The sequence below is a fragment of the Emticicia sp. BO119 genome (genome assembly GCF_013912375.1).
In the GTDB taxonomy this organism is placed as follows: Bacteria; Bacteroidota; Bacteroidia; order Cytophagales; family Spirosomataceae; genus Emticicia.
Genome location: NZ_JACETV010000003.1, coordinates 444,385 through 459,450 on the forward strand (window position 1 = coordinate 444,385; position 15,066 = coordinate 459,450).

Here is a 15,066-nt window from a genome sequence, read left to right on the forward strand (position 1 = left end):
TTCTTCACTACAAAACCTTCTGATTTCCCATCAGCTCCATTCCGTATTTAATCGGAACGGCGAAGGAGATCTGAGTGCCGCGGGCATCGCTTTTGCCGGCGTAGTAGATACCGATTACACGGCCTTTGTCGTCGAACATCGGGCCACCACTGTTGCCTCCGCCAGTAGCATTGATGGTAAGCTGATATGAGTCGCCGAAGGTGCTGTATAAGTTGGTTTTCTCTGCTGAGGTTTTGATGAGGCGACCAATATTGCCTGGTGTAACGGTTGGAGATGGTACGCTGTTAAAATCTGTATTAGGTTTGAAAGGGTCGCTTGATTTACGCACCATATATTGCTCAGGTGCCACACCCGGGTATCCCATTACTGTAACGGCTTGGCCGGCCTTGATGTCGTCATAGTTATCCAGCAATTCCACACTTGCGAGCTTGCCTGGCATGGCTACTTTTATCATGGCGGCATCGTGATTGTCGGATACTGCCTCTACGGTTGCATTGCGGCGCAATACATTATTGGCGAAGGTTACTTTCAGATAGGTATTGCGGCCCTCGACTCTTGAATTAAGTGGGCGGCCACCCAACATAGAGGTTTCAGAAGGTACCCAGCCGTAGACATCTCCTGCCGAAATCATCTGATTGGTCGGCTTGCCCTGCTGGTCTAACAAAACCCCCGGGAAGGCGTATTCAGGAAATGAGAAGCCTGTGTTCCAGGAGGCAGCTACGTGGCGGTTGGTGAGGATAAACCCTGACTCTGATACCACAAAGCCAGAACCGGATGCACCCGACATACCGATTGGCACGCCCATTGCCACGTTTCTTTTAGTATTCAGATAAGGCTCGATTCGGCCCTGTGAGTTTTGGGTGTAAGCTGCCATGTAGCGTTCGCTACCATCCTGCATTTTCATCGGAATATATACATGCCAGATTTCATCGCTGGTGCCAGGGTCGAACAACTGCCAGCCGAACTCAATTTTCACGACTTTATCCTGATTGGCAGCAACGATTTCTTCTGGTGATAATGATTCTCCTTTCTGTTGTTTGACAGAGACTGTATTTCTGAGCGAGTCTAATTCTTTATTGGTTTTGTCAACCTGGTGGGTCATTTCATCATTGGTATCTTTTCCGTTTTTCCAGATCACAAAACCTACGGCACTTACCAATACCAAAGCAGCGGCCAGGCCTGTCCACAACATCCGTTGCGATTTCTTACGTTCGTGGGTAATCACCCGCTCGAAGGTCTGCTTGCCTATGCCTGTTTTGCCGGTATTAGCTGTATTGGCTACTTCGGTCGGAATAAACTCTGCTGTTGGCTTGCTGATGTCGACCATGCGTGTTTGAGGCATAAATTCCTGCGGACGCGGGTCAAGGTCAAAGACGAAAACCGGGCCATTGTTTCCCAGTTGTATTTCGTCGCCGGGGAATAATTTAGTTGAGCCTTTTACCTTTATTTTATTGACCATTATGCCATTACGGCTATTGTTATCAATCAGCGTAAACGAGAGCGGGTCGGTTGCATCTTTTACGATTCTGCCGTGTTCGCGGCTCACAACTGTGTCTAAATCAGGGTCAAACTGCACATCGCTGGTGCTTGCGCGACCCAAAGATAGTTCGCTATGCTTCTGAAAATCAAATTCTTCAATCTGGTTGGCTTTTGCCCCCGCAATGTGGCGAATGACAAAATTTTGTACTGTGGTGCTCATGGTCTTTGTTAGATATTAGATAATGTTTTTTAAATAGATTTCGATTGATAATTGTATTAGTTTTTTTGATATTAATATATCGTCCCTAAGGGACTTAAATTAGTGTATGGTTAACATCTTTGTCTACCGATATATCGTCCCTATGGGACTGAAAAGAATGGTTTTTGGTCCCGTAGGGATAGTATATTTTACAGAGGGTATTAATTTCGCACAACGATTATTAATACCTTATTTTAAATAATTTCCTGGTCTACCCCAACACAGTAGCCGCAAGGCGACCAATGTTGAGTGTTCTTGCATTAGAATCAATAATCTGGCTATATAAGCCGCCTTCTTTATAGAGCGACTCATGGCTGCCATGCCCTACTATCTCGCCTTCGCTCAACACATAGATATGGTCGGCATCCATGATCTGGCTGATATTATGTGAGATAATCAGGACGGTCCGGTTATGTTTTACAGCGTCAATACTTTCTTTAATCTGCTCGGTGGTGATGGCATCAAGACTTGCGGTTGGTTCGTCTAAAAAGATAATGGGCGGATTTTTGAGGAACAACCGGGCAATAGCAATACGTTGTTGCTGGCCGCCTGAGAGTTCCCGTGCCTGTGTTTCGTAGCCATCAGGCATTCTGAGTATCTGCTCGTGCAGACTGGCTTTTTTAGCGGCTTCCTCAATAGCTGAACGGGTAGCTGATAAATCGCCATAACGGATATTCTCTTCGATAGTGCCAGCGAAAATATGGTTTTTCTGCATAACCAGACCGATATTCTCACGGACGAAATCAGTATCATAATCAGACAGAGGTTTGCCATCTAACAAGATGCTGCCGTGTGTCGGGTCATAAAAACCTGCGAGGAGATTCATGGCTGAGCTTTTACCTGCCCCTGACAGACCAACCAGCGCCGTTGTTTTGCCATGTTTCAGTTCAAAACTTACGTCTTTCAGGGCTTGTTTGCCGTTTGGATAGATAAAGTCTACGTGCTGAAAGCTGAAATTACCTTGCAGGTTAGCGGTGCGTATCCCCCCTGTTTTTGACAGATATTTGTCGTTTTCTATCATATCAAAGAAGCCCTCGGAGTAGGTCAAAGCCTCGGTGTACTCATCATAAATGCGGTGCAGATGACGTACAGGCGACGATACGTTGTTAAACAACATGATGTGCAACAGGATAGCACCAACGGTCATTTCTTTATTCAACACAAAGTAGATTGTCAGTGTAAAGACCATTACTACACCTAATTGCTCGGCTATGCTTTTGAGGCCGTCAAAAAGGTAATTGGTGCGGTGATGTCTGATTTCGTTTTCGGTTAATCTTAAATTAATGCCTTGCTGACGACCTGTTTCGTAGCGTTCTCTGACGAAGGATTTTACTACAAAAATGGACTCCAGTAATCCGAATAAAGAGTTGGCTTTTTCCTCTCTTACATGCTGAATACTGTGGCGGATGCTTTTCTGGCGGATGGTCTGCTCACGGCTGATATAAATGTAGCAGGGCAGAATAATGGTGGCAACCATACCCACCCAAACATTTTTTTTATAAATCAACAGCAGTGCGAAAGCAGCATTGGCCAACATGGGCAGAATATCTACAAATATGTTTTTTACGGTTTTGGTCAGGCTTTCAATACCCTTATCGATACGTTTTTCGAGCTTTCCGGTCTGGTTCTGCGACAAGGCAAAAAAAGACAGATGATAAGAAGTGATGCGCTGAATGGTGTAATCGTACAGATCGCCAGCCATACGGAAACGGATACGGTCGCTCAGAAACTTCTGTCCTAAAGCTACTAACAAACTCAGTATTTCTTTACCCAACAAAATGGCGACCAGTGTACCCACGATCACAAATATACGTTGCTTATCAACCGGTTTGTCGAGCATCCCCTGCACAGTATTGACCGAGTATTCCATTACCAGTGGTGTAACCTGCGAAAGCAATGCCCCGATGGTGGTCAACACCAGTGCCAGTATCAGGCTTCCGCGGTATTTACGGATGAAAGGGAATAATTTTTTTAATATATGCAGGGTGTTCATTGAAGATTTTGTTTTCGTAAAGGTATAGCGCGATTCATTACACCAATGGCCGGATAAATTCCTTTGTATTCATCTGGGCATCGTTTTCGTAATCATAGAATAGTTCGGTCATAGAGGCTACAATGTGTGGGTCGTCGGTCAGGAAGGCCGTTAATTTTGAGGCCCTGCCGCTGGTGCTTGAGCCACTGCCTAAAATACATACGCACAAGCCTTTATAGATACCGGGTTTGTTTTCTAACGGAGCCGAGATAAACAACTGGATAGGGAGCGTTTTATTGATTTTGGTAACTCTTATACCCAGTTCCTGCATTTCTTTGATGGCCTGTACCTGCTGGTCATATAACAGGCGCACCAGATATGCCTGTGGATTATCCACATCGGCAGTGATGCTGGGTACTAAGAAACGATTATGGTGTGGTGTGCCATCGAGGCTATTCAGCACCGCATTACTACCACTACGGTAGGTTTCTACCACTACGTGCTCGTTGAAAACCTTGCCTACATATTTCAGAAAAGCATGGGTAGCACCTTCGCTCTGGTCGTTCAGGGTTACGAATTCCACCTTTGCCTCGCTACCCATGTTTTGGAGGTAAATAGACACTTCTTTCAGTTTGTTTTCTACGTCGGTACAGTCACGCTGCAAGGCTTCGGCTTTGCGGGCGTAGTCGAACTGGGTAGCGTTTTTGAGTTCATGCGGTTTTAGTCCAGCGTGTTTGGCAACGTACTCCATTCTATAAGGCGATATACCCTCGATGCGTGCCATATTCGATAAAACCAATAAGTTATTGCCCTGGTTTTTTGAAGATTCTATCACTTTCGAGATACCATCAAGCAGTTCGGTTGTGCCTTCCATCAACTGTACTTTTTCGTTTACTTTGCCGCTTACGTCAATCATCAGTGTATTTAACGATTGTGTTGCTTGCACCAGAAGGCCTGTCTGGGTTTTGATGCGCTCCATGTCCTGCTGGTTGGAGCGTTCTTTCTGGCGGTTGATTTTCTCGGTTGAAACTGCTACATATAATCCAATAAAAATACCAACAATCCCCCCCATCAAACCAGCGATGTCGAGTTCTCTGATGTATCGGTCAATTCCGGGGCTGAAATACACACTTGTATCATTCCATTTACCATTCACTACTGAGTAATCAGTCAGATAGTGCACCGAATCACTGAACACATAGTGCCACTTGAAGGCCATAGAAATCAGGAGGGCTATTAAAGGTATCAAAAACAGAAGCGTAAAAATCATCGGGTGTTTTTGAATAATATCATAAAGTATTGTCCAGAATCCATCGTCTTCGGTAGTTTCGGCTGGGGGGGTATGCTGGGGTTTCATAGATTGGTTTTGTATTAGTTTAATCGCTATGCTTTTTGAACGATACAAAATTAGGGCGAATACTTACGCTTGTAAATCTGCAAAAGCCTACATTTTGGGGGTAGGGAAACCTACATTTTTGCTATGTAGGGAAACCTATAGATGGTAGAGATTAGAATGAGCAGGTAGCTGATTAGTATAGTGAGATACGTATATCCTTTGATTATATACTTTACTTCCTGCTGTTTTGATGCTGCATATTGTACTTGCCGCTTAGTAAATTCTTTAAAATGTAGTTTTTCACCAAAAGTAAAAGGGCTAACTTGAGCTTAAATCAAAAATCAGAGTTCTATGAAAAAAAGTTTATTTTTATTTTTAACAAGCCTCTTTTTTGCCTATTTCACCTATGCACAATCGGGAACTATTGTTCCACAACAGGCTGATTTTCTGAACAATATCGATTCTTCTTTTACTAATTCTTATGCTATAAAAGGGGTTATTGTCAGAACAAATCCCGGATTTAATGCTACTGCCATAAGGGCACAGAATAATGGAACCGGGAATAGCGGCAACGGGGTATTTGGTTCTCATGCCGGGGCTGGAAATGGTGTATATGGCACAACCGTAAGAGGTCTGGGAGTCTATGGATATTCTTCAGGTGGAGGTATCGGTGTGTCTGCCTTATCAGAAGCAAGTTATGGTCTTTATAGCCAATCAACGAATAATGTCGCCGGACGTTTTATAAACACTACTCCTTCAAATACAAACAATACACTTGATGTTGTCACGAATGGCAGAGGCAATGGCATATTTGTACAGCTAACCAATGCCTCAAATGGCTCAAGAGGTATTGATGTGGTTCATAATGGTACGGGGCAGGGTATATTTTCGATTAGTACCGGAGGAAACGGAATAGAAGGTAGAACGGAAAGTATATCTTATGCAGGGGTTATTGGACGTAATAATACAGGTGAGGCTGTAGTGGGTATTAGTGCCGGGGGGAATGGTATTGGCGCAGTTGTTGGGCGTAGTGATGGTATCGGATACGGCGTAAAGGGTTTTAATACCAGTACCGGGATTGGCGTTTTGGGGCAGGCTGGTATCAGTGGAGGAACTGGAAGAGCAGGGCGTTTCGAGAACGTAAACACAGCCAACAGTTCCAATGCACTCGAAGTAGCTACTAATGGCACAGGAGCGGGAGCTTATATTTTACATAGCAACGTATCCGGCACTGGCGCGGGCTTGATTGTTCAGAAAAATACCGCTTATGGTGGTTTATATACTTCTAATTCTAATTGTGATTTTGAGGTCCGACACCCGTTTGTAATTACAACCGGAATGTCAGGACTGAGAATTTTTAATACAGCAGGTAATTCAAACGCATGGACTTTCTATACTAATAATGGTAGTGGGTCATTAGCATTAATTGCTAACGGAAATACGAAGGGTAACTTTGACCCAGGTACCGGAGCTTATACTCAGGTCTCAGATGTGCGTCTGAAAAATAATATCCAGAACTATGCCGGTACACTTGCAAACCTGATGAAAATCGGGGTAAAATCTTATCAGCTGACTCACTCTACTAAAACAGAAATAGGCCTGATAGCTCAGGAGGTTTTGGCGTATTTTCCTGAGATTGTATATAACCATAAAAATGATAACGGAGAAGCATTTTATACGATGGATTATTCTCGCATTGGAGTTTTAGCTATAAAAGCGATTCAGGAGCAGCAACTGATTATTCAGAAGCAACAAAACGAAATAGACTTACTTAAAACCGAAATGGCTGAATTGAAAAGTCTTGTGAACTCACTTAGAAAATAAAACATTATGAAAAATATACCAAGCATTCTGTTTATAGTGATATTTGCTATTGGTACTGCCCAGGCGCAGTTAGCCAGTGATAAGCCGGCTCTGCTCTTACCTGCAGTTAATTCTTTAAGCAAACCTGCTAACGGTCAGGTAAAATTAGCTTAGGAGATTGACCTGCCTGACACGCTTCAAGCAAAAAATGCCCGAAAACTACCTTTAGCCAATCATTCTACGCTGAAACTTGCTTCGGAGATTGACCTACCTGACACGCTTCAGGCAAAAAATGCCCAAAAGTACCTTTAGCCAATCATTCTACGCTGAAACTTGCTTCGGACGCAGAAATACCTAAAAGTACAGCAAAAGAAAAGAATTGAGAGACCACACACCCATGTTTCAATTGCAATGAACGATTCGTTTTTAGCAATTCTGCGAAAAATCTAAATTAATGCTTGGTTAAATGTAATGTTTACATTACATTTGGTAATATAAACATTACATTTATGACGCATACTTCTTTCCCGTACTCTTATTGGACAAAAATTCTGGGTCTATTAATAATTATGGCTGGCATTTTCAGTTTTTTTCAGCAATATCTTAAAAAAGGTGTTTTTGATGTGAATGAACTGGCTTTAGGATTTAGCTGGGGACTTGTTTTTATTTTCTTTTCAAAAGAAAAGACAGAAGATGAGATGATGCAGGGTCTCAAGTTTAAAGCATTGACAAGGGCTATTATTGTAGCTTTTTTTATTACACATTTTTATAATTATCTCTTTTTGAACTGGAATTTTAAGCTTGATCATGATGTAATTCTGTCTATTTCTGCTTATCAGTTTATGGCACTCACGTTAATTATAGCTACAGTTAGTTTTTATTATCTGAAGCACCAGATAACGTTGAATGAAGAAAAATGAAAAATATTATCAAAGTCGAACGGGCAAGGCTGAATTTAACACAGGCAGAATTAGCAGAAAAAGTGAAAGTAGCCCGACAAACCATTATTGCCATTGAAGCCGATAAGTTTGTGCCATCAACAGTGCTGGCTTTTAAAATTGCCAGAGTACTCAACTGTAAAGCTGATGATATTTTTGAACTGGAAGATAGTGACTGGTTGTGATATATGATATATGTTCTGAAATGGGATTTTGTGAGGGTATTTCAGGCAAAAAAAATGGGAGTGTCTAAAAAGGTTTTTACGCCAAATAATATTTGGGAAAGACCCCATCCCAACCCTTCCCCAACAATGGGGAAGGGCTAAAAAGTCCCTCTCCCCACAGTTGGGGAGAGGGATTTAGGGTGTGGGCGGACGCCGCGCGGGTTGAGATTAGCCAAATAATATTTTGCGACTCTGGACTTTTTAGACACCCCCATTTTTTAACTTTTAAAACGTATGAAATATGACTACTGAAAGACTTTTACTTACCAGCCCGGATTCTGACCCAGTTTCGGTTGGTGATCAGGTCTCCGGCTCATTGGATTATATGGCATTGCGTTGTGAAACGAACCGACTATACAGAAAGTAGAAAAAAAATACTACTCTAAAGCTCTCAATACTGTACAACTATGATTCAAATTCGTATATTGTAAGAGTAAATAAAGTGCAATGCTTAAAAAACTGACGCATGAGTAAAGACCAGACAAAAGATCTTTTAAAGTTTTTAGAACCTTTTGGCGACGAAATAATAAATTTGGTTATGTGGCTTCGCGACTTTGCTTGGGATCTATGTCCTGAGGCAAATGAGCTAATTTATGACAATTACAATGCCGTTGCCTTTGGTTGGTCTCCGACAGATAAGGTCGGACACATTATTTGTTCAATTGCTGTTGGAAGATCAAGCAAAAATGTTCATTTTGGTTTTTATTGGGGGAACGAAATAGCAGACCCTGAAAAAATACTTTTGGGGCAAGGCAATCAGTATCGTTATGTTCTGGTAACTGACAGAGAGAAGTTTCCCAAAGCCTATATAGAAAAACTTGTAAACGAAGCATACGTAAACGCCCTTTCAAAAGTTAAAGACCAAAAACAAATTATACATGGATATACAATTGTCAAGTCGGTTTCTGACAAAAAAAGAGCCGATAAAACCAAGAAAGTAACAACGTCTAAAAAGAAAAAGAATTGACCTTATCAAATGGCAAATGCCTGACACCAACAAAAGTATTTGAGTCCATTTTAATCCAGTTAACTTATATCTGCGTATTTTCTTAATAAAAATGGCTTGTAGGAGAAGCCAAATATAAACCGGATGTAATCAACCGAATATTTTATAAGGTATCTATTCATGAAATATAGTTTAAAATCCCGAAGCACCAATGCTTTAGCTGGAAGACGTTCGCTCCACTCAGTCAGGAATGCTTCGGCCGACGATTAAAAGGAGCAAAATTATTACATTTTGTATATAAGCGCAGTCGAGGGTTCTTCCCTTCCAATTATCTGATTGAAATAACAAAACAAGCGGAGAGTACAATTTATCAAGTGCCTGTGGCTTCAGCTTCGCTCAGCCACCAGTAAAATGGGAGCAACTTTTTTAATGTGATAAGGATACAAATATTGGTATCTGAATACAACTAAATGTACGTACCTCCAACTATCTATCCGACTCACCTCAAAAAAATAATCCTGATAATCAGGATTATTTTTTAACTTTTAAAACGTATGAAATCTGACTACTGAAAGGTTCTTTAGGCCCGCCGTACTCAGGATCAGGTACAGGCGAGCCGCATGGGTTCTTACCAGCCCGGATTCTGACCCAGTTTCGGGTTGGTGATCAGGTCTCCGGCCGGAATCGGATATAAATAATTTTTATCAAGAAATTTTCTTGGAATGTTGTTCAGCCAGGTTAGTTCTCCTGAGTCGCCGTTAGATAATAACTGAGGGTTTGTTTTACCTGCTACGGTTGGAGCAACTTCTACATACGTTACACCAGCTACCCTGTTGGCAGGCAAGGTTTTATAGAAGGCTACATCAAGGATACCGTCTTCGTTCAGGTCCATAGGTGTATTCAGTTCCGGCACATACATACCGTTCCACTCCATCTGCATCAGTTCGCCTCTTTTCCATCTTACGATATCGTCAAAGCGGAAACCCTCTAAACATAACTCAATTCCTCTTTCACGGCGCACCTCAAGGAGCGTAGGATCAGAGATATTAGGGAAGTATTTTTCTTGCAGATAAGGATCCGGTATTGTTGGTTTTGCATTGAGCCCGCCTGTAATACCTGCTCTTTTTCTCAAGGCCCCGATAGTGGCTGCCCAGTCGGCATCGGTCAAAGTACCTAATTCAGCTTTGGCTTCGGCATAGGCCAGAAGTACTTCTGCATAACGGAAAATACTCACCGAGTTGATGTTCAAATCGCGGGTATCATAATATACATCATCCAAAGCCCATTTGATGGGCATATAGCCTGTATAAGTATAGGAGAATACCGGAGGAGCCGGCACAAGCGAACCTGCGCTGATTCTCTTGTAATCGCCAGAGCGAATGGTCTGTTGCAGTCTTTTATCGCGGCCTTTTACCTCATCTTTAAACAACATGGTTTTGTAGCCGGGGTTGTTGGTAAACGGTGTGCCATCGATATTGAGATAGGTATTGATAAATGTGCGGATAAAATTGGCTTTATCGCCGTAGGTACCGCTTGTCCAATACCAGTTGGCGTCGTTCAGGGTGTTGAGTGCCAGATCGCACACGGCTGAAAGCATTACTTCTGTTGCCATTGGGGCAGGATTGATAAACACCTGACGATACGATTTATCTACGCCGGCACCATCATATAATTTATAACCACCCTTATCCATTACCTCTTTAGCGGCGGTGGCAGCCTGATTAAGCAGGTTAGCTGCCGAGCCTGTTAAGCCTAAACTGTTATGGTATTTTCTGAATGTGCCTTCATGCAGGGCTACTCTGGCCTTGAAAGCATAGGCCACATATTTTGTTACCAGACTACGTGTACCCTCGCTGGTAGCTGTAATATTCTGGCTGGCGTAGTCGAGGTCGGCTAATACAGAGTCCATTACCATCACACGAGAATCACGGCCTTTGTACAGCAGATCAGTATCGGTTACGTCTAAAGGCTTGCCTATCCAGGGTACATCGCCAAATCTTTTTACTTTATCAAAATAAAACCAGGCTCTGAAAAACTTGGCAATACCGATATAGTTTTTTCTGACTGTCAGCGGTACTTTGGGGTCGGTACAGTTGGCAATAAAATAATTGATGTTACGTAAATCAGACCAGCTCCAGCCTGTGCTTACCTGTGGGCTATAGTTACCTTCAGTAATAAATGGCGGGGTGTCTTTGCGCGCCAGATAATCTGACATCGCATCGGCTCTATGCAGGTTTCTGCCATTAAACATTGTATAAAAAGAGTTGGTATAGAGAATCAGGCCGCTTTCGTTTGAGAAAATCGGGCCTTTTGAAGTGGTGGCTTCTGGTAATTCTTCTAAATCGCAACTGGTAATCAGAACCGCAAAAAACAGGAAATAAATATATTTAAGTTTCATAATGTATTCAGATTAAGAATTTAGAATGTAATAGATAAACCAACTGTTACGCTTTTCATCAATGGATAATTGTACCCATCTCCTGAGTTACCTCCAGGGTTAAAGACCTGGTCGGAAGCGACCGCATTTTCTACATCTATATCTCTGGTAATTTTATGTAATGGCGAGAGTGTGAAGAGATTCTCTGCCGAAACAAATACTCTTGCTGCCGATGCACCGATTTTCGACATGGTGGTGCGTGGCAAGTTATAGCCAACCTGAATGTTTTTCATACGCATATAGGCTACATTCTGCAGGTATCGGGTCTGAGGTGCCGACAAAGTACCGTTGGCATTACTTGCTATACGTGATACGTATCGAGGGAAGTAGGCATCGGGGTTTTCTTCTGTCCAGATATTACCTAACTGGCTTTTCGGAACTCCACCATAAGGGCGGTTATATTGCCCCCAGAAAAGGCTCGCTTCGCGGCTTGGGTACCAATCCTGCTTGCCAACTCCCTGAAAGAATGCCGAGAAGAAGAAGTTGTTCCAGTCGGCACCTAACATTATGCCGTAGGTATATCTTGGTGTCGAGTTCCCGATGATAGACATATCACCCGGATTCGACACACGGCTTGTTCCGGGGGTAATTTCTTTGTCGCCGTTCAGGTCTTTGAATTTAATGTCACCCGGAAACCACAAGCCACTTGAAGCTGTTCTGAACAGATTCTGGCTGGCACTGTTTTTCACATCTTCTGCCGATTTGAAGAAGCCGTCGGTAGTATAGCCCCATATTTCGCCTACTGTCTGCCCTTCGTAATAATCGCTTAATTGTTTTTCAGGGTTGTTGTATTTGGTAATAGTTGCCGAGTAATCTGCCAGTGTGAGTCTTACGTCATAATTGAATGGCTTGGCTCCTACCGTAAACTTATCTCTGTATGAGAGCATCATTTCCCATCCTTTGGTTCGAAGGTCAGCATAGTTACCTTTAGGAGCAGTTGCACCGAATACGGCAGGGAGTGTCAGACCCACGGTAAACATATCGGTTGTGGTTCTGATGTAGGCATCACCCACAAAATTCAGGCGGTTACCTAACATGGAGAGGTCTAACCCGATGTTTTTGGTGGTGGCGGTTTCCCAGGTTAATCCTTCAGGCAATACGCTTGGATTTCTGGTAATCTGTGGTCTTTGTCCGCCAAGAATCACCGAAGACTGCGAAATGCTGAATTGCTCGAGGTAAGCATAAGAACCGATATTACCATTACCTAATGAGCCGTAAGATGCCCTGATTTTCAGGTCTGAGATAATGTTTTCGGGTATTTTCCAGAATGATTCCCGTGAAAGTCTCCAACCTACCGAAAGCGACGGGAAGAAGGCATACCGTTGGTTGGCAGGGAATTTTGAAGAGCCATCGTAGCGGGCGTTTACCTCAAAAAGATAACGGTCTTTGAACGAGTAGTTCAGTCTTGAGAAACCTCCCATGATTTTCCATCTCTCCCAACCACCTGAGGTAGTAATAGCCTGCCCGAGAGCAAGATTAATATCGTTGGCATCTTCAAATATCAAACCATTGCGTTGGGCTGTCAGGCGTTTGAAGGTCGACTGCTCGTAGTTATACCCAACCATGAATTTCAGATAGTGGTTATCTCTGAAGGTATTCTCATACTCGGTATAAAAGTTGGTAGTCATGTAGGTGGTTTCTCTGTACACATTGCTCAGATAATTGGTTGTTGTACCTACATAAGCTATTACCCCCGGTTTGATGCTGTACGGAATCGGCACTGCTTTGGTTCTGTCGTTGTTATCGGTGTTCTGAATGGTAAAATCACCTTTGATTCTGAACTTATCCTTGAAGAAATTGGTGGCAAATCCGGCAGTATTTCTGAACACTTTCTTGTTGTTATCGATGCCGTTTTTGCCATAGTAAAAATCGCCTACGGTATAGGCAGCAGAAGCTGTGAGGGTTCCGTCAGGATTCAGTAGCGGCGATAGTGGATGCCCTTCGTCGGCGATGTTCCGCCAGATACCACCGCCTTCACCTACGTTGAGCGGGTTGTGGTATTTCATATCAGAATATTGCGACATATTGGTGATTTTCAACCACGGATATAACTGAATAGAGCCTTTACCTGTAAAGTTGAACACGCTATAATCGTCAGAATTATAGCGAAACAGCCCATCTTGCCCGAAATAACGGCCTGTAAGCAGGAAACTGGCCTTATCGCTGCTGCCAGAAATACTCAGATTGTGCTCTTTCGAGTTTGTCATGTCTTTGTAAAGCAGGTCATAATAGGCAGTGTTGCCAATATAGACATATTCACCTGTCACGGGGTCAATTTCTACTTCATTGGTAATACCAGCTTCTTTTCTGCGTTTGATTTCGGCCAGATATGCCTGTGAGAATTTCAGGGTTTTGTTGGCATTTTGTGGAAAAGTACCTCCGAAATTCACAAAAGACTCGGCAAACATGGTTGCCCAGGTATAGCCATCTGTTACGAGGTCAGGCTTGGCAATAGGCGATTTGAATGAATAGTTGGTTGAATAGGTAACGCTGGTTTTTCCGGCTGAGGGGTTTTTAGTGGTAATCAATACCACACCGAATACCCCTCTGGCACCATAGATAGAGGCCGAGGCAGCATCTTTCAGCAAAGTAATACTGGCAATATCGCTTGGGTTAAGCAGGCTGGGGTCTCCCTCTACGTTATCAATCAAAACAAGAGCATTGCCACCCTGCCCGATTGAGGTTGTACCCCGGATATTGAATGCCGGTGCCTGATTGGGTTTACCGTCGCCCATTCTTACGTTCAGATTAGGCATTACCCCTTGCAGGCCCTGATTGATGTTTGTTACCGGGCGATTATCAAATACATCGCCTGTTACCTGGTCAACGGCTCCGGTAAGGTTGGCTTTCTTCTGCGAACCATACCCTACTACTACTACTTCAGATAAGACCTTTGTATCTGTTTTCAATGCTACATCTATTATGCTCTGGTTTCCTACTTCAATCTCCTGAGTAGTATAACCTACAAAAGAAAACACCAGTACAGCAGTACTGTTAGGTACATCTATCTTAAATTTTCCTTCGCCGTCGGTGCTTGTTCCCTTGTTGGTTCCCTTCAGGGTAACACTTACACCCGGAATACCGCTTCCTGATTCATCTTTCACCATTCCGGTTACGGTCTGGTCAATGGGTATAATGGCTATTTTTTCATCGTCTGCCGTTGCCGGACTGGTTTCGAGCCGAAAAGACGTTTTATCCGTGTTAGCCGGACTGAGGATAATCTGGCCGCCTATGATTTTATAAGAAATCTGCTGAGGTTTTAAAAGCACATCTAAAACCTCTGAAAGTTTCTTTTCGTTGATATTTACCGAAACTTTGCGATCTACTTGTATCGCTTTGGAATTATATACAAACTTGGCTTCGGTTTGCTGCTCAATCTGGCTGAGTACCGTCCGAAGTTTCATATCTTCGACTTTTAACGATACCGACTTATTGAGCATCTCCTGTGCCTTACTGTCAAAGGCGAAAGCCGCTCCCATAAAAAGAATGGCGATCGTAAGCTGTAAAAGAGAGATTTTCATAATAGCCAGTAGGGTTTGACTAAATTGTTGAGGTTTTTTCATACTTTTGATTGTTTTGTTAAGTTTTCGAACGATTTGGCAAAACATGCCCTTCCGCTGAATCGGCTCGCAACTGATCCGGAAGGTTTTTCAGAAAAGCCGGCAATGCTCG

The 15,066-nt window shown here is 43.0% G+C and carries 11 protein-coding genes; 6 read left to right on the forward strand and 5 right to left on the reverse strand.

Annotated elements, in window-relative coordinates; translation table 11 throughout:
- Nucleotides 1–7: 7 nt before the first annotated feature.
- From H1R81_RS13355 to H1R81_RS13365, 3 genes are all read right to left on the reverse strand, one after another.
- Nucleotides 8–1,699: a trypsin-like peptidase domain-containing protein gene (locus H1R81_RS13355; RefSeq protein WP_181841224.1), complete on the reverse strand. Its 1,692-nt coding sequence runs from the start codon at nt 1,697–1,699 to the stop codon at nt 8–10.
- Nucleotides 1,700–1,949: 250 nt separating this feature from the next.
- The gene (locus tag H1R81_RS13360; protein ID WP_181841225.1) at nt 1,950–3,731 is read right to left on the reverse strand and encodes an ABC transporter ATP-binding protein; all 1,782 of its coding nucleotides are present in this window, start codon (nt 3,729–3,731) and stop codon (nt 1,950–1,952) included.
- Nucleotides 3,732–3,768: 37 nt separating this feature from the next.
- Nucleotides 3,769–5,067 carry a hypothetical protein gene (locus tag H1R81_RS13365; protein WP_181841226.1) on the reverse strand — a complete coding sequence of 433 codons (1,299 nt, stop codon included), beginning with the start codon at nt 5,065–5,067 and terminating at the stop codon, nt 3,769–3,771.
- Nucleotides 5,068–5,397: 330 nt separating this feature from the next.
- Between H1R81_RS13365 and H1R81_RS13370 the strand changes: the two genes are divergently transcribed.
- The 6 genes from H1R81_RS13370 (at nt 5,398) to H1R81_RS13390 (ending at nt 8,978) form a co-directional block, all read left to right on the forward strand.
- Nucleotides 5,398–6,870, forward strand: a complete 1,473-nt coding sequence (locus H1R81_RS13370) for a tail fiber domain-containing protein (protein WP_181841227.1) — start codon at nt 5,398–5,400, stop codon at nt 6,868–6,870.
- A gap of 6 nt (nt 6,871–6,876) precedes the next feature.
- Nucleotides 6,877–7,023: a hypothetical protein gene (locus H1R81_RS13375; protein ID WP_181841228.1), complete on the forward strand. Its 147-nt coding sequence runs from the start codon at nt 6,877–6,879 to the stop codon at nt 7,021–7,023.
- 335 nt (nt 7,024–7,358) lie between these two features.
- Nucleotides 7,359–7,769 carry a hypothetical protein gene (locus H1R81_RS13380; RefSeq protein WP_181841229.1) on the forward strand — a complete coding sequence of 137 codons (411 nt, stop codon included), beginning with the start codon at nt 7,359–7,361 and terminating at the stop codon, nt 7,767–7,769.
- Nucleotides 7,766–7,972: a helix-turn-helix transcriptional regulator gene (locus H1R81_RS13385; protein ID WP_181841230.1), complete on the forward strand. Its 207-nt coding sequence runs from the start codon at nt 7,766–7,768 to the stop codon at nt 7,970–7,972. The genes H1R81_RS13380 and H1R81_RS13385 overlap by 4 nt, the downstream gene beginning before the upstream one ends.
- Before the next feature lie 280 nt (nt 7,973–8,252).
- On the forward strand, nt 8,253–8,378 hold the full coding sequence (locus H1R81_RS27620; protein ID WP_255463120.1) for a hypothetical protein: 126 nt from the start codon (nt 8,253–8,255) through the stop codon (nt 8,376–8,378).
- A gap of 99 nt (nt 8,379–8,477) precedes the next feature.
- On the forward strand, nt 8,478–8,978 hold the full coding sequence (locus H1R81_RS13390; protein ID WP_181841231.1) for a hypothetical protein: 501 nt from the start codon (nt 8,478–8,480) through the stop codon (nt 8,976–8,978).
- A 607-nt stretch (nt 8,979–9,585) separates the two neighbouring features.
- On the opposite strand, the gene H1R81_RS13395 is transcribed toward H1R81_RS13390, so the two are convergent.
- A complete protein-coding gene (locus H1R81_RS13395; protein ID WP_181841232.1) occupies nt 9,586–11,355 on the reverse strand; it encodes a RagB/SusD family nutrient uptake outer membrane protein in 1,770 nt (589 codons plus the stop codon).
- Between the two features lie 20 nt (nt 11,356–11,375).
- A complete protein-coding gene (locus tag H1R81_RS13400) occupies nt 11,376–14,957 on the reverse strand; it encodes a TonB-dependent receptor (RefSeq protein WP_229251123.1) in 3,582 nt (1,193 codons plus the stop codon).
- Nucleotides 14,958–15,066 lie beyond the last annotated feature (109 nt).